Genomic DNA, 14,981 nt, shown 5'->3' on the forward strand with positions numbered 1-14,981 from the left:
CCCCGCAGGCAAACGCCGCAAACGCCGCACCCGATACCCGATCATCCGCAAAAACGCCATCCACAAGGGCAAGTAACAACCCTCACCACACCACCGCCAACACACCCACACCACACCGCCAGACCACCCTGCCCACACAACGGTCAAAACACGAGGGGTCCGGGCTGCGGAAAGCAGCCCGGACCTCCCGCTTCTTCCGCTGTGGACGAGGATCGGTTAGCCAGGGATGCGCAGGTGCGGCCCCGGCGGATGGGCTAGCCTGCCTGGCCATGAGGGCCTCCGACGACCAGCTCGAACTGGTCGCCGACCCGGCCCGGCCCAGCGGACGTACACTCCTGGCCGGCGGTGTCGAGCAGTCGTACGTGGATCTTGTCGATCCCACGTACCTGCACTTCGAGTACGTGCGCCGGATGGCCGCCGTGACCGATCTTGCCGCACGGGCCGGTGATCCGCTGGATGTGCTGCATCTCGGCGGGGGCGCACTGACGCTGCCGCGCTACGTCGCCGCTACCCGACCCGGCTCGGCGCAGGTGGTCGTCGAGCGGGATCCGGCGGTGGTCGAACTGGTGGCGCGCGACCTGCCACCCCGACCGACAGGGGTCGAGGTTCGGGTCGCAGACGCCCGGGAGGCGGTCGCGACGGCTCCCGCCGGGGCGTACGACCTGGTGATCGCCGACATCTACCGGGCGGCCCGGATGCCGCCGCACGTCACGACCGTGGCGTTCGCGGCCGAGGTGGCCCGGGTGCTGCGACCGGACGGCATCTACCTGGTCAACGTGACCGACCTGCCGCCCCTGGTCTTCACTCGGGTGCAGGCGGCCACCCTGCGGGCGATCTTCGCCGACGTGTGTGTCGTCGCCGATCGGCGGATGCTGCGCGGCCGGCGGTACGGCAACGTGGTGCTCGCCGCGGCGGCGCGCCCGCACCGACTGCCGGTGGCGCGCCTTGTGGTGCGGGCGCTGCGTGATCCGGTGCCGGGCGGCGTGCTGCACGGGTCGGCGCTGGACACGTTCATCGCCGGTGCCCGGCCACGGACCGACGACGCCGAGCGGTGAGTCCCGGCTTCATCGCCTCCGCCGACTGGTCGATGTCGGGCGCTCAGGAGTCGCTTCGCACGACTTCATCCCGTGGTTGGCCGTCTGAACGACGGGCGCGGCCCACTCCTCCGCCCGGATCACTATGCGATGGCCCTGGCCTCGGCAGGCACAACATCGATGGGTCAACCGGTGCTAGATCCACCTAGAATGTCAATCTGGCGGCGGGCGGCGCGTCCCGTTATTCCAATGGCAACGGGGCAGGTGCGCGGGGTTGCCAGGATTCTGCGATTCGGCTGATTGTGGGTTCGGAGGTGCGGGATGGTTTCTCATCTCTGGAGGCCGATGACGCTCTTGGCCCGGCTTCCGGCGCAGACCCGCGCCGAGCTCATCACACTGGGAGTGGAGCGCACATATCGCGCTGGTGACGTTCTGCTCAAGCAAGGTGCGGCAACGCGTGAGATGTTGCTGCTGCTGAACGGCTTCGTCAAGGTCAGCGCCGACAACGACAAGGAGTCTGTGCTTCTGACGATCCGAGCTGCCGGCGACCCGGTGGGTGACCTCGCCGCCATGAGTGGTCAACTTCGCTCTGCGACGGTCACCGCATGCACACCGGTCACAGCGCGGTTCATCCTGCCACAGACACTGCGAGCATTCCTCCGTGATCGTCCACAGGTGACAGAACTACTCAACGCTCTGATGGTCGAACAGTTGACCATGGCGAACCGACGTCGCGTGGAGATGGCCACCCGGCCGGTGATCGATCGGCTGATCGGCGTTCTGCTCGATCTCATTGCCATCTGCGGCGAGGCGCAACAGGACGGGTCAGCAGTGCTGCCGAACTGGTTCAGCCAGGCTGAACTCGCTGCGCTGGTGGGCACGTCGTCGGTCGACACGATTCAGCGGCAGTTGCGTAGCTTGCGCGAGCAAGAGCTGATCGAGAACGGGTACCGAAGGATCACCATTCTGGACCCGGACGGACTTGCCGCCCTACGAGCCCGCTCGGATCACCAGGGATAGCCTCCGATGCCGCTCACTTGAGCGGCATCGGAGGCGGCCCGATCTCAGAACGCTTCGGCGGCATACCTCTGGGCCCGACGGTCAATTTCCGAGTCGAGGTCCTCGTCGTGCTGCTCGCGGTTCCGTCTGCTGCGGTCGTCGATTTCGTCGATCCCGACCTGCGTCGATGCCTGCACGGACCGCTCGGCGTAGTCGAGGCTCAATCCGTGAAAGCTCTGCCCGGTACGCAACTGGCGGTTCACCAACTTGTCGTAGCTAGTTGAACCACCAAGAATCTTCGCAAGTACCGGGAGCGAGTCCACCATGATCAGCAGTCCGCGGACCAGCCACTGCGCTGCCCAGACAAAGTGGCTGTCCTTCGACAGTCGATCGAGGCCCTTCGCCTGCTCGATGATGTCGACTCTGCCGAAGGTCGCCTCGTACGCCGCCACCTGGTCAGCGATGCCCTTCTCGATGACCTGTTGGTAGGTCCGCCGGTCGGTGCCCAGGGTGTCGGTCAGATCCTTGATCCGGAGATCGATGGCGTCGATGTTCTCTTTCATGCCGGGCAGGTTGATCTGGCGTTCATACTCTGCCGCGACCCTCCACGCCTGCCGGCAGCGGGGACCCCAGCCCTCCTGGCCACTGGTGCCGTCGAGCTTGACGCCGGCGCACTCCTTGGCCGCGAAGCTCTGCTTTTCGTCGCGCTGCCGGACCGCCTCCGTGTAATCGTTGTTGAGCTTTGCACGCTGCTCCTCAAGCCCGACCAGGGTGGCTTGAACGGCCGCCGGACCAGAGTTGCCGAGCTGGTGGTTTCGGCATTCGGCCAGGCCGGTCGTGCTGCTGCCGTCCGTCGGGTTGCACTTCGTCCAGAGCCCGGCTTCATGCTTGATCGATTCTCTGCGGTGCTGATCAATGTTGGTCTCGATCGCGGGGTGGAAGATCCAGAGCACCAGCGGCTCGGCGATGACAGCGCCCAGGAGGATCGCCATCGCCAGCCGCGGTAAGAACATGAGCCACCGGCCGGAGCCGAGTAGACCGTGTGTGCTGGCAATCATCCAACTGTCGATCGTGATGACGACGACGGCCCAGAACACCACGATTGGAATGATCACCATCCACGGGACGTCAAGGACCCGCGTCAGCGCCGTGAACAGGGAGATCGCGGCGATCATGCCAGTGTTCAGGACGATCAGTCCGAGCCGCGTGTAGCGGGGGCGCTCCTCCGGCACCCAGGCCAAGACATCCTCGCGGACGCCGATGAGACGCCGTGTCAGCGCCGAGACAGTTGTGGGGCGGGTGGTGACTGGGCGAACGTACAGCGTGTCCCGAAAACGGGGCGATCTTCGGCCAGCGGGTTCGGGAGCGGACCAATCCGTGCCGCCAGAGGGCTCCGCTGCACGGGGCTTCGGCAACTCGGCGGTGACGTCAGCGCCCAGGCTCATCGTCATCCCCCTCGGATTCGATGTCGACATCGACCGGTTCGAAACTCTCACCGTCGGCCTTGCGCTCCTCGGCCGGCGCCGACTCTTCCGCTGGAACCGAGACCGGATCCTCAGCCTTGGGCAGCGCGTTGCTGTCCGACCGGGTGACTGCCAGCGCCCCACCGCCGTAGATGTCCGCGACGAGCTTGTCGACCTGAACATTGATCATGTCTAGGTGTCCGCGCTTGGCGAGCTCTCGTAGCACGTCGAGCTGCATGTCCAACTGCTTGTGCCGGTCCTCGCGGTTCTCCCGACGAATCTCTCGCGCATCCTCGCGCGCGGCGCGCTTCTCCTCGAGTTCCATCAGTCGATCGTGACTCGATTCCTCCCGCTGCCTCTCCCGGGCGGCGTCCAGCGCTTTGGTTTTCTCCTCGTGAGCCCAGGTGATCTGTAGACGATCGTCATCACGGTCCAGTTCGCCCTGCCGGCGGGTGTACTCGATGCGGTCACGCTCGTCGGCCACCATGCGTTCGGCCAGATCCTTTGCATCGATCTCACCCCTGGCCTGCGCGAAGATCAGTGCCTTCATGGGGTCGCCGCCGAACATGTCGAACGCGTACTGGACCTCGCTGCGGGCGAACTCAAGCTGCTCGGCCTGAAGTTGCTGGTTGTGCCGCTGCTCCTTGAGTGCTCGCTCCTGGTCGTGTTCCTGATCCGCTTGCTCCGCGGCGTACCTGCCGCCGCGTCGATGACCGGCCAAGTTCTGCGCATGCCGTTCGGCGTCGATCTCGTCGTCCCGGCTGAAGCCGATTCGCTGCTTCTTGAGTGCCGCCTCAGCCTCGGCCTCGCGGCGGCGCTGCTCGAACTGCTCGAGATCCGGCGGGGTGAGTACTTCCACGCCGAGGAACCGCAGATCCAAGCCGTGCACTTCGGGCGGCTTTACCTCGGTGTATGCGCGGATGCGCCCGGTTGCCTCACGGCGCAGCCGGTTGACGTCGGCCATGCGAAGGTTGAGCGCGAGATGGGACAATTTGTTGTCCTGCTGGAGGTACGCCCGAATCGCTTCGGATGCCTGGACGTTCTCTCGGACCACCATCGCCGGATCGGTCACCGTGCAGGCAAAGGTCACCCGCATGGTGAAGTCGCTCGCCTCTGCCGACTGGATGGTCATCTCGACCGTGACCGGCATGCCGCGACTGACGTTGACCAGGGAGACGCAGTCCGCCCGGACGACGTTGTCATCGTCGCGAGCCAGCTCACCGCGGTTGACGACGTAGCGACCGTCGACACGGTACACCCAGACCTCGTGAGCACTGGCCTTCGGCAATTCTTCGGCGTTCCGTCGTTTCTTGCCGAGACCGAGGAAGCCCCGGCTCGGAGTGTCTTGCAGAAATTCCGTACGGACTACGGGGTAGCCGGGCATGAGCAACCTCTTTCAACTCGCCTTTCGGCGGTAGTGCCGTTCGATGACATCCAGCAGGACGAGGGCGGGCGAGCGCTGGCCCTTTGCGCGGGTTCGGGTGGCCGCATCGACGGCCCGGAGATGCTGGTAGAAGGGGGCAACCTCATCTGCGGGAAGTGCCTTGACCAGCGCCTCTCCCAGCCGCGAAGCGAACTCGATCGGCTTATCGGTGATGTGCCGCAGTCGATTGAGGCCGTGCCACAGCGCGTCGAGAATCAGGGGCCGACATGGTCGGTAACAGCTGCCCGCCGCCCACAGCGATGCCACCAACTCCAGGCGGTGGGGGTACTTCTTCAGGTAGAGGAAGGTGGCGGGCACGCGGGACTGGTTTTCGCGCATTATCAGCACTTCAGTGAGCACGTGCCGGGCCCGGAGCACCGCGTCCCTGTCGGCTGGTCGGGTCGGCGTCCGGCGCAGCTGCTGATCGAGCGTCGAGAGCACCTTGCCCGAACTACCGGTCGCCAGGAGCGTGTCGAACAGCACGGCCATCGCCCGGCATGCCTGGTCGAACCCTTTCGTGGCACTGATGGTCAGTTGCCAGAGCTGTCGGATGGCCTGCGCCGGGTCACACGCCCCGAGCAGCCCGCTATAGGCCATGGCTGCCGACCACCGTTGCTCCGGGTTGCCGTGGTTCGCCCAGTGTTTGGTGATCCTCAGCGCGACCGGCTGGGTGTCCTCCCGGAAGCACATGGCCCACAGAACGAAGACCGCCGTGACCTGCCCGGCCGGACCGATCTCGCTGCGGGACCAGGGCTCAAGGTACGTCTGCTGCACCTCGTCAAAGTCGCAGGCGGCCAGATCGGCCAGCCCGAAGGCGATCTCCACGTCGGCACCGTGCGCGATCAATCCGGCCAGCCATTCCGCCACCGCGTTCCAGAACGGCGTCGCGCAGCGTCGACACAACTCGGCCAGCACGTGGCGGCGGTGGCCGCTGCTGCGGAAGGCCAGGACGCGACGGCTGGTGTTCGGCCCGGGCACCAGTCGCTCGATGATCAAGCTGTCGTCGCAGATCAGGCGACGGCGCTCGGTCAGCACATGCCCGTCCGGCTCGGCCTCCTTCGACCCGCCGCTACCCGCGCCTGAGGGCTTGATCGCCTCAGACCGGCGCAGGGCTTCGTTGAGCCCTGCGCGCAGCGACTCGAATTCGCGGTAGATGACGTCACCGGCGAACGCCAGTGTCGCCACGTCCACGATCGCCTGCGCATCCCTGCCATGCTCGTCGAACCAGTCGCGGACGCGTTGGGCCGACTGCTCGGAGAGCTTGTCGAGGGCTGTCTCCGGTGATTCGCCGCTGCGAATCGTGCGCAGAACCGCAGTGACGTCGGCCATCGAACACTCCGGGGGTAACTGCTCACCGATGAGTTCGACCATCTCCTCCGCGACATCCTGATCGGCGAGATAAGTCCGGGTCAGAGCCGCCATATCCGGCCGGTGCCACGCGATCTGCCCGACCCGCTCCACGTTCGGATCGATTGCGGCGACGGTGGTGATGACGAGGTAGGCGCCGGCCGCGCGTACCCGGTCGCACACCCGTCGCCAGGCGAAGTCGACGTCGTTGGCGCGATTGTCGTCGGAGCGGTTGATGATCAGATAGCCCTGACCTGTGCGATAGTCCGTCCTGGACAGCTCCTTCAGGTCGCTGACGGCGGAGATGACCTCCAGCCGCTCGGTGGTGACCTCGCGCAGCAGATTGATCCCACCGGTCCGCTTTCCCGCGCCGGTGGGCCCACAGATAAGTACGACGTGATCGCTGATGAGCCGGCCGAGTGCCTGATCGAAGGTCGCCGGTCGGCAGTAGAACGCGGTTTCGGCCTGAATTTCGGCGTCGTCGAGCTGGCCGGTGAGTACGCGCGGCGCGATCGCTCTGCCGCCGTCTCCGTCCCCAATTCCGATCGTGCCGGCCATGACTGTGCCATGGAAGTAGTTGACTGTTTCGGCGATCTTCTTGGTGCTTCGATCCGGGCTCTCCGACGTACGGTCTGCGTCGTCCGGAGGATTCCTGCCTGCCGGTTGGTCGTCGGCCGTTTGGGCAGCCTCGCGGCCTGCCTCGTTGTCGCTCATCTCCTCCGGCTCAGCCATAGTGGTTTTCCTGCACCCCGATCACCCCGGCCGTCACCTCGCCCTGGAAGGTGTTGACCACACTCGATGACGGCACATTCGTGGAACGGCCCGCCTGGGGCGGCGTCCGCACCGGCCCTTCGTCGTGGGGAGGGACTTCGGGCAGGATCAGGTCGCGCAGATCGAAACCGGGTACGTACAGCCAGGCATCGTCGCGGTATTCCTTGACCTGAACGGTGAACTTGCGGAAGCGGGATGGGCGGGTCACCGTGTGACCCTGCGCGACGGTGTCGACGAAGACGCGGTTCGAGACGATTACCACCAGGCCGGCCCGGGGCAGCGCGTCTTGCACGGCGCGCGCCGGATCCGCGTTGACCAGACGGCTCACCACGACGACGCCGGCACCCGCGTAGCCGTTCGCGGCTGGCTGGACCACTCCGTTGTGGACAGCGAGCCGCAGCCGCAGGCGGGCATCCTCGATGCGGTCCTCGTTGTAGTCGGCGACATTTTCGGACAAAATGCGACAGAAGTCGTCAATGAGTGCGTTCTCTGGCTCATCAGGCGGCAGAATCGCCAACTCGCCGTCGCCTGCCTTTTGGCGGTCCCAGTCGTTACGCCGCAGGCCGGCAGCCTCTGCGCTGATGGTCATCAGGTCGACAAGGCCCTGCTGGTATTCGGACTGGCGCCGACTGTCTCCACGGCTGTAACCGCGCGCATCGACGGATAAAATCGGGCGACGTCCGGCGGCACGTCTAGTCATATCGATCTCCTGTTCGGCTTCGCCAGTCCACATCAAGCCAACTACAAGATCACTATCGTGATCACCGCAAAAAGCGGAATGGTCGACAGAGGGCCTGCGATTCGCCCGACGGTCGTGGTGGCCTCGGGACACCCGCACAATCAACCCTGCCGTGTGACCCTCAGCAATTGCCTATACGTCCAATTCGGTGGGCTGGATGTTCAAGCGCGACCGACCCGATCCGTATGGCAGGGCAGGGCGAAGGTATGCCCTAGGCCTGGGCTGATCGGCTCAGCGGTGCCGTAGAAGTGTCCTGGGGTGACTGCGGTCAAAAGTCGGTCTCGGCTGGTCCGAGCAGGTCACCGACCAGGCGCTCGCGGCTGTTCTTGTCGATCACGCCCGCGCGGCGCACCTTCCGTGACCTGGGTTGCTCGCGTGGAGACGGGTCGGCTAACGCGTCTGTAGACAATCAGACGAAAGAGTTCCGTTGATCAGGTGGCCGGCGGGTGATAACTCTTCAGGTATGAGTCGACGGCAATTCGCTTGGCTGCGCTCTATGCCTCCGCGGAAGGCGATCGGGGCATCCGGGGGGAAAGATCTCGCCGTCTCGGACCAGGAAAAGATCAACTTGGAAGGTGCGTGGCGGGCACATGCGGCCCAAGAAGGTTGGGCTGCCAAGGTCGACACCAAAGCGTCCATCTTCCTGGCGGTGAACGGAGTGGTGCTGAGCGCTGCCGTGGCGGCCCGCAGTCAGCAGGGGGATCCCTTTAGGTCCTTGGGTGGTTGGCGCGCCGACGTCGTGACTCTCGCCTTGGTGCTGTGTGGGCTTGGCGGCCTGATGGCGATCATGGTGGTCTTTCCCGTTCTCGGAGGCCGGGATCCCATCCGTCATTCCGGGACGATCTACTTCGGCGATCTGCGCTCCCGTCAGCCAGGCGAACTGGCGCAGCAGCTTGCCGGTTTGACTGTTGATGATCAGTTCAGGCAGCTGTCGCAGCAGTTGATCGCGATGGCACGACGAACCTGGATCAAACACCGGCTACTGCAGTTGGCGTTGCTGTCGGCGGTCTGCGGTTACGTCGTGATCATGTGCGCCATAATGTCGTGACAGGTCCCGCTACAAAGCGAGCACCCTGCGTGAGGGTTGCTTCGCTGAGGTCCATCTGCCTTGCGCGTTGTTGACAGTGTGGCTGCTGCGGGGAGGCCGGCCATCAAGGCAGCCGAGGACCGCCTCGAACTGGTTGTCGACCCTGCCCGGCCCACCGGGCGCTCCCTGCTCACGGGGTCGAGCAGTCGTACGTCGAAGTTGAGAATCCCGGATCGCGGCCATCCGGCGGACGTACTCGACGTGCAGGTCGACGTGACCGACCTTCCGCCACTGGTGCTCACCCGGTCAGTTGTCGAGCAGTCCCGCGTGGCCCGCGAGCGCTGCGGCCTGGGCCCGGTTGGAGACCCGCAACTTGCGCAGCAGTGCGGCGGACATCCGTTTCACGGTGCGGTCGGAGACGTGCATCTGGTCGGCGATCTCCAGGGTGCTGCAACCGGCGGCGATGGACCGGAGCAGGGCGCGTTCCGCCTCGTCGAGGCCGACCGGCGGGAAGCGGGCGGGTCGGAGCAACGCGCTCAGCAGGTGGGTGGGCAGCACCGCCCACCCCTGGAGGACGGCCAGCAAGGGAGGCAGCAGGGTCTCCGGCTCGGCGCTCTTGGGCAGGTACGCCTCCGCGCCGGCCTCCAGCGCCTGGAGCGGGGAACTGACGTCGTCGGCGTCCGACATCGCCACCACCCGTACCTGGGGGGTGGTTCGCCGGATCGCCGCGATGGCCCGGATCCCTCCCGGGGCCGACAGGTGCAGGTCGACCAGGGCCAGGTCGGGTACGCACCGGCGGACCAGCGAGGCCGCCGCCGCGGCGTCCGCGGTGGAACCCACCACCTGTGCCCGTCCATCGGTGGCGGCGGGAAGTAGCAGTTCCAGGCCGCGCGCGAAGATCGGCTGGCCGTCGATGACCGCTACCCGGATGGGGGAACAGTGTGACATGTTCGCTCCTTCCCGGTTACCAGACCATCATGCGCATTCGCACCGAAGGTGAGGGGCCGTACCGACGGATCTCGATGGCACCGGGTGACCCGTGGGGGTCGTTGAATGGCCCATAAGGGTCAGCCTCCGGGGAAGTGCCCTGGCGTACCTGCTGGGGCCTGAAGCAGAGCATCGCCTGCGGGCCGTCCGTCGCCTGGAGGTGTCCCGTGACCGAAATCGTCCTGCGTCCGCTCGCTGACGCGTTCATGCAGGTGGGTGTCTACGTCGCCGTGATGGTGGCGCTCTTCGGCTGGCTGCGCTGGCGGTACGGGGACCGGGTCACCGACGGGTTGACCCGGCATCGCCGGCTGGGACCCCTGGTCGGGGCGCTGCTGGGGGTGAGTCCGGGCTGCGGCGGCGCGATCATCCTGATGCCGCTGTACGCCCGGGGCAAGGTCTCCTTCGGTACGGTGATCGCTGCCCTGGTCGCGACCATGGGGGATTCCTCGTGGGTGGTGATGGCCTGGAATCCGATGTTCGCCCTCAAGATTCACGCGCTGTTGTTCGCGGTCGGCCTGGTCACCGGGTACGTGGTGGACGCCCTCGGCATCGACCCGGCGCGAGGGATACGTCGCAGGCCTGACGCGGTGCCCACCCCGGTCGGTACTGCCGTGGTGCCCACCCCGGCGGGGTCGGCTCCGGCCCTCGCGCCGGTGGGGTCCTCCACCGGGTCGGGGGGTGTCCTGGCCGCCGCAGCCGTACCCGACCTGGCCGGTTCGCGCCGGATGTTCGGCGGCCTGCTGCCGCAGGTACCGGCCTCCACGGCCTTCTGGGGGCTGACCGCGCCGGCCTTCGTGGTGTCCGTGCCGGTGCTGTTCCAGCTGGTCGATCCGGCGTTGCTGACCCGGGCCCTGGGCGGGGTCGACCCGTACCTGGCCCTGGGTGTGCTCGGCACCATGCTGGCGACCCTGATCTTCGCCGCCGGTCGGGGGCGGCTGGCGGACGACAGCCTGGAGACCGCTCATCCCCGGTCGATCGGCGCCACCCTGCGGCACAGTGCCCACGAGGCGTCCTTCATCACCGTCTGGGTGGCGGTGGCCTACCTGGCCTGGCAGGTGGTCATCAGCACCACCGGGTTCGACGGTTCGCAGATCGCCCTGGGCGGGCTGCTGGGGGTGCTGGTAGGTGCCGGCATCGGCCTGATCCCGGGTTGCGCGGTGCAGATCGTCTTCACCGGCCTGTACGTCAGCGGCGGACTGCCGCTGCCGACCCTGGTGGCCAACGCGATCAGCCAGGACGGCGACGCCCTGATCCCGCTCGCCGCCCTGCGGCGGCACTCCGCGCTGATGGCCACCGTCATCACCACCATCCCGGCGGTGGCGGTCGGGTCGGCCCTGCTGCTCCTGCTCTGACCTCGGTGGCTGAGCCCGCAGGTCATACCTGTGGGCTCAGCCCCAGGTACGGGCCGAGCAGTCGACGTAGCCGGGCCAGGGTGTCGGTGGCGATCCCCACCGCCTCGGTCCAGGGGGTGGAGCCGACCTCCTGGCAGGCCCGCACGATGAGCGAGTCGATGAGCTTGGCCATGATGTCCGGCTCCGGCTCACCCAGGTCGGTGAGTGCCTGCCGCAGGGGCCCCTGGAGTTGGGCGTGGAACTGCTCGATCGGGCCCTGCAACAGACGCGGCTCCACCACCCGGGTCAGTGCCCGGGCCACCGCCTGCTCGGGGCCGGCGAACAGTTCGACATTCGCCTCCACGTATGCCCACACCCGGGTGGCCGCGGTCGGCTCCGCCGACACCCGGGCCAGGACCTGACCGGCCCAGGCCGGGAACACGTCGGCCACGACGGCGGCGAGAAGCTCCTCCGCAGAGGCGAAGTACTGGTAGACGCTGGTACGGGCCAGCCCGGCGTGCCGTCCCACCGCCGCCATGGAGGGCGCCTGCCCGGTCTCCGCGAGCAGGGCGCGTGCAGCGTCCAGCAGGGCCCGCCGTTGCCGGGCGTGGTGCTCGGCGACGCTGGCCGCCTGGATCCGCGGCACGCGCTCCTCCTCGTCGGCAGTTGATCGGGTGGTGAGGGTCAGACCGCAGCGGTGTGCTCGGCGGGCTGCAGCCTGCCGTCGATCATCTCAAGCACCCGGTCGCAGTGGTGCAGCACCTCGTGGTCGTGGGTGACCATGACGGTGGCCACCCCGTGCTCGTGCGCCTCCCGGGCCAGCAGGGCGACGACGTCCTGGCTGCGCTGACGGTCCAGCGCCGCGGTCGGCTCGTCCACCAGGAGCACCTGCGGGCGGGTGACGAGGGCCCGGGCGATGCCCACCCGCTGCCGCTCGCCGCCGGAGAGCTGGTGGGGTCGCCGGTCCGCCTTGTGGGACATGCCGACCTCGGCCAGCAGTTCCCGCGGATCGCGGGGGTTGGCCACCTTGCCGAAGGTCAGCGGCAGCCGTACCTGGTCGAGGCTGGTCAGGGAGGGGATCAGGTTGCCGCTCTGGAACACGAAGCCGATCCGCTCGCGACGGATCGCGGTGAGCCGGCGCGGGGACTGCGCGCTGAGGTCCAGGTCGTTGAGCCGGATCGTGCCCGAGGTGGGGCTGATCAGGGCTCCGCAGACCGCCAGCAGGCTGGACTTGCCCGCGCCGGAGGGGCCGACGATGGCGACCATCTCGCCTGCGGCGACATCCAGGTTGACCTTGTCGAGGGCGGTGACGGTGTCTTCGCCGTCGCCGTGGACCAGGGTGACGTCGGACAGGGACAGGACGGCGGTCATCGGTTGCCTCCGAGCGCGGTGAGCGGGTCGACGCGAGTGATGCGCAGGACGGCCACGGTGGCACCGACGACGCCCAGGACGAGCAGCAGCACGGTGGCCACGGCGATGGGAGCGGCCTCCAGCGCGAACGGCATGGGGGTGGCCGAGATGGCGGCTCCGGCTGCCACGCCGATGCCGACGCCTACCCCGGCGGAGAGGACCAGGAGCACCACCGACTGCATCAGGCTGTCCCGCAGGAGGTAGCGGGTGCTGGCACCGAGGGCCCGGATCACGGCGATCTCCTGCTTGCGTTGCACGGTGAGCACCGTGAAGAACGCGCCCACCACGAGGGCCGAGATGGCGTAGAGGAAGACCTGGATCAGCTGGAGGGTCGAGGTCTCGGCGGTGTAGCCCGGCGAGGCTCCGAAGGACTGCTCCAGGGTCATCGAGGTGGTGCCGGCGGCCTTGTCCCCGGCCGCCAGGTCGACGTCGGCGCCGTCATCGGCGCGGACCGCGACCGCGGTGATCTCGTTGTAGATGCGATCCGGGGTGGCGTCGCCTGCCCGGACGCCGGCCTTCACCTCCTGCCAGGACCGCAGCGGAAGGTAGCCGATGTCGACGTGACCGAAGGTGTGCTGGTCGGCCAGGATGCCCACCACCTTCAGGGGGGTGCTGGCGGGCTCCAGGGTGATGGTGTCGCCGACCGAGATGCCCAGTTCGGCGGCGGTGGCGCTGATCACCACTTCGCCTTCACCGGCCAGGCGCTGGCCCTCGGCCACTGCCGGGTCCAGGAAGGAACCGACCTCGACCCCGAAGAGGGCCAGGTCGACCTCGATCCCCTGGTTGGTCCGGCCGTTGGCCAGGGTGTTGCCCAGCGGTGCCGCCTCGGCCACACCCTCCTGGGCCGCCCAGGTGTCCACGGCGCTGGTCTCCACGACGCTGCGGGAGAAGGCCGAGTCCTTGGCGACCTCGTGCTGGAAGGCCAGCGAGGTGACCGGGAGGCGTTTCAGGCCGGAGACTCCGTCGTTGACCAGCCCGACGGAGAGTCCGCTCAACAGCACGGTGAGGATCGCGATCAGGGCGACGACGACGCCCATCAGGGCAAATCGTCCACGGGCGAAGGTAAGTTCGCGTATGGCGAGGAACATGGGCTCACCGAATCCGATAGGTAGCCGACAGCATGTCGGCAAAGATACCGACACCCCTGTCGGGAACTGTGGGTCAGACCCACCTTGTGCAGCAATTCACCGAAATTGGGGCTTGCCCCCGGTGCTCCTGTCTGCTGCTTCCGGGTCAAGGCTGGCGCGAGTGGAGGCACTTTGGGCTCCGTCAACCAGCGAGGGCGGGTACGCGCCGGGGCTGGGCGGGTAGCGCCGGCGGACCAAGTGCTCCTTGGGCCCTCGTTCTCGCGGTCGCCGATGTTAGCGTCCTCATCCGTCTGAACGGACTGGTTCTTCCCTCGGTTGGATGGGCGGGGCCACTGTCACCGATGCGGTGACGATCAGCAGCGGCTGGGCGGCCGGGGTGGGTGCCAGGTGAATCGATGAAACTGGCAAGTTACGACTTGACGAACGGCATGTTATCGCCCACATTCGATGTTCAAGGGTGACGACGCCGAGGCTGGCCGGGCAAGTCTGTTGCGTCCGATCTTGGTTGCGGCGTGCGCCAGGGCATGCGGACGCCGGTGTTAGCGCTAACACCAGTCGGTTTGTCGATGGACCGTGTGCATCGCGGTGCACCCCTGCCGGGTGGGCCGTTCGGGTCCTGGTCATCTTGAAGGAGGAACATGTCTACCTTGGGTAGATCGTCATTGCTCGCGCCACCCCCGGGTCGGAGTCGACGGCGGCTGCTGCGCATGGCCGCAGCCGGCGTGGCGGCGCTGATGGGCGGTGTAGCCGCCGTGGCGGTGGTATCGACCCCGGCCGCTGCGGCGACGGTCGACACGAACGCGTGGTACGTGCTGCTCAACCGCAACAGTGGCAAGGCCCTGGACGTCTACAACCTGGCCACCAGCGACGGCGCGCGAATCACCCAGTGGACGCGCAACAACGGCAACCAGCAGCAGTGGCAGTTCGTCGACTCGGGTGGTGGCTACTACCGGCTGAAGTCGCGGCTGTCCGGCAAGGTGCTCGACATCTACAACTGGTCGACCGCCAACGGCGGCAGCATCGTGCAGTGGACCGACCACAACGGGACCAACCAGCAGTTCCGGTTGGCCGACTCCGACGGTGGCCACGTCCGACTGATCAGCCGGCACAGCAACAAGGTCGTGGAGGTGCAGGGCGCCTCGACCGCCGACGGCGGCAACATCGTGCAGTACGACGACTGGAACGGCGCCAACCAGCAGTGGCAGCTCGTCCGCGTCGACGGAGGCAACAACCCCGGCCCGACCCCCACCACCCCGCCGCCGACCGGCACCTGCAACCTGCCGTCGACGTACCGGTGGTCCTCGACGGGTGCCTTGGCGCAGCCGAGGGCGGGTTGGGTGTCGTTGAAGGACTTCACCCACG

General features: G+C 67.2%; 13 protein-coding genes. 5 read left to right on the plus strand and 8 right to left on the minus strand.

Annotated elements, in window-relative coordinates; genetic code table 11:
* Nucleotides 1–269 precede the first annotated feature (269 nt).
* Together ABZ795_RS28365 and ABZ795_RS28370 are read left to right on the plus strand one after the other, a co-directional pair.
* The gene (locus ABZ795_RS28365) at nucleotides 270–1,055 is read left to right on the plus strand and encodes a fused MFS/spermidine synthase (RefSeq protein WP_357532591.1); all 786 of its coding nucleotides are present in this window, start codon (nucleotides 270–272) and stop codon (nucleotides 1,053–1,055) included.
* Between the two features lie 324 nt (nucleotides 1,056–1,379).
* Nucleotides 1,380–2,054, plus strand: coding sequence for a Crp/Fnr family transcriptional regulator (locus ABZ795_RS28370; RefSeq protein ID WP_357532592.1), 675 nt, complete (start codon nucleotides 1,380–1,382; stop codon nucleotides 2,052–2,054).
* A 44-nt stretch (nucleotides 2,055–2,098) separates the two neighbouring features.
* Here ABZ795_RS28370 and ABZ795_RS28375 read toward each other — a convergent pair whose 3' ends face one another.
* The 4 genes from ABZ795_RS28375 to ABZ795_RS28390 are packed head-to-tail and all read right to left on the minus strand — an operon-like array spanning nucleotide 2,099 to nucleotide 7,770.
* Nucleotides 2,099–3,478, minus strand: coding sequence for a DUF4407 domain-containing protein (locus ABZ795_RS28375; RefSeq protein ID WP_357532593.1), 1,380 nt, complete (start codon nucleotides 3,476–3,478; stop codon nucleotides 2,099–2,101).
* On the minus strand, nucleotides 3,462–4,880 hold the full coding sequence (locus ABZ795_RS28380; protein WP_357532594.1) for a hypothetical protein: 1,419 nt from the start codon (nucleotides 4,878–4,880) through the stop codon (nucleotides 3,462–3,464). The genes ABZ795_RS28375 and ABZ795_RS28380 overlap by 17 nt, the downstream gene beginning before the upstream one ends.
* Nucleotides 4,881–4,892: 12 nt before the next feature.
* A complete protein-coding gene (locus ABZ795_RS28385; RefSeq protein WP_357532595.1) occupies nucleotides 4,893–6,998 on the minus strand; it encodes a hypothetical protein in 2,106 nt (701 codons plus the stop codon).
* A complete protein-coding gene (locus tag ABZ795_RS28390; RefSeq protein ID WP_357532596.1) occupies nucleotides 6,991–7,770 on the minus strand; it encodes a hypothetical protein in 780 nt (259 codons plus the stop codon). The genes ABZ795_RS28385 and ABZ795_RS28390 overlap by 8 nt, the downstream gene beginning before the upstream one ends.
* 502 nt (nucleotides 7,771–8,272) lie before the next feature.
* Here ABZ795_RS28390 and ABZ795_RS28395 point away from each other — a divergent pair.
* The gene (locus ABZ795_RS28395; RefSeq protein ID WP_357532597.1) at nucleotides 8,273–8,824 is read left to right on the plus strand and encodes a Pycsar system effector family protein; all 552 of its coding nucleotides are present in this window, start codon (nucleotides 8,273–8,275) and stop codon (nucleotides 8,822–8,824) included.
* A 285-nt stretch (nucleotides 8,825–9,109) separates the two neighbouring features.
* On the opposite strand, the gene ABZ795_RS28400 is transcribed toward ABZ795_RS28395, so the two are convergent.
* Nucleotides 9,110–9,751, minus strand: a complete 642-nt coding sequence (locus tag ABZ795_RS28400; RefSeq protein WP_357532598.1) for a response regulator transcription factor — start codon at nucleotides 9,749–9,751, stop codon at nucleotides 9,110–9,112.
* Nucleotides 9,752–9,957: 206 nt separating this feature from the next.
* Here ABZ795_RS28400 and ABZ795_RS28405 point away from each other — a divergent pair, with 206 nt between their 5' ends.
* A complete protein-coding gene (locus ABZ795_RS28405; protein ID WP_357532599.1) occupies nucleotides 9,958–11,142 on the plus strand; it encodes a putative manganese transporter in 1,185 nt (394 codons plus the stop codon).
* Nucleotides 11,143–11,164: 22 nt separating this feature from the next.
* Here the strand turns inward: ABZ795_RS28405 and ABZ795_RS28410 are convergent, their stop codons facing one another.
* The 3 genes from ABZ795_RS28410 to ABZ795_RS28420 are packed head-to-tail and all read right to left on the minus strand — an operon-like array spanning nucleotide 11,165 to nucleotide 13,568.
* The gene (locus tag ABZ795_RS28410; RefSeq protein WP_357532600.1) at nucleotides 11,165–11,767 is read right to left on the minus strand and encodes a TetR family transcriptional regulator; all 603 of its coding nucleotides are present in this window, start codon (nucleotides 11,765–11,767) and stop codon (nucleotides 11,165–11,167) included.
* Nucleotides 11,768–11,805: 38 nt separating this feature from the next.
* A complete protein-coding gene (locus ABZ795_RS28415; RefSeq protein WP_327023631.1) occupies nucleotides 11,806–12,492 on the minus strand; it encodes an ABC transporter ATP-binding protein in 687 nt (228 codons plus the stop codon).
* The gene (locus tag ABZ795_RS28420; RefSeq protein ID WP_327023632.1) at nucleotides 12,489–13,568 is read right to left on the minus strand and encodes an ABC transporter permease; all 1,080 of its coding nucleotides are present in this window, start codon (nucleotides 13,566–13,568) and stop codon (nucleotides 12,489–12,491) included. The genes ABZ795_RS28415 and ABZ795_RS28420 overlap by 4 nt, the downstream gene beginning before the upstream one ends.
* Before the next feature lie 758 nt (nucleotides 13,569–14,326).
* On the opposite strand from ABZ795_RS28420, the gene ABZ795_RS28425 reads away from it, so the two are divergent.
* Nucleotides 14,327–14,981 (plus strand): non-reducing end alpha-L-arabinofuranosidase family hydrolase (locus ABZ795_RS28425; RefSeq protein WP_357532601.1); only part of this gene is annotated, 655 nt, incomplete at its 3' end.

The sequence above is a fragment of the Micromonospora sp. NPDC047134 genome, assembly GCF_040643455.1.
Lineage (GTDB): Bacteria > Actinomycetota > Actinomycetes > Mycobacteriales > Micromonosporaceae > Micromonospora.

What these genes read in the sequence shown, in the direction of transcription:
- ABZ795_RS28365 (WP_357532591.1), top strand. Translation starts at nt 270, where the DNA reads ATGAGGGCCTCCGACGACCAGCTCGAACTGGTCGCCGACCCGGCCCGG.
- ABZ795_RS28370 (WP_357532592.1), top strand. Translation starts at nt 1,380, where the DNA reads ATGACGCTCTTGGCCCGGCTTCCGGCGCAGACCCGCGCCGAGCTCATC.
- ABZ795_RS28375 (WP_357532593.1), bottom strand. Translation starts at nt 3,478, where the DNA reads ATGAGCCTGGGCGCTGACGTCACCGCCGAGTTGCCGAAGCCCCGTGCA.
- ABZ795_RS28380 (WP_357532594.1), bottom strand. Translation starts at nt 4,880, where the DNA reads ATGCCCGGCTACCCCGTAGTCCGTACGGAATTTCTGCAAGACACTCCG.
- ABZ795_RS28385 (WP_357532595.1), bottom strand. Translation starts at nt 6,998, where the DNA reads ATGGCTGAGCCGGAGGAGATGAGCGACAACGAGGCAGGCCGCGAGGCT.
- ABZ795_RS28390 (WP_357532596.1), bottom strand. Translation starts at nt 7,770, where the DNA reads ATGTGGACTGGCGAAGCCGAACAGGAGATCGATATGACTAGACGTGCC.
- ABZ795_RS28395 (WP_357532597.1), top strand. Translation starts at nt 8,273, where the DNA reads ATGCCTCCGCGGAAGGCGATCGGGGCATCCGGGGGGAAAGATCTCGCC.
- ABZ795_RS28400 (WP_357532598.1), bottom strand. Translation starts at nt 9,751, where the DNA reads ATGTCACACTGTTCCCCCATCCGGGTAGCGGTCATCGACGGCCAGCCG.
- ABZ795_RS28415 (WP_327023631.1), bottom strand. Translation starts at nt 12,492, where the DNA reads ATGACCGCCGTCCTGTCCCTGTCCGACGTCACCCTGGTCCACGGCGAC.
- ABZ795_RS28420 (WP_327023632.1), bottom strand. Translation starts at nt 13,568, where the DNA reads ATGGGCGTCGTCGTCGCCCTGATCGCGATCCTCACCGTGCTGTTGAGC.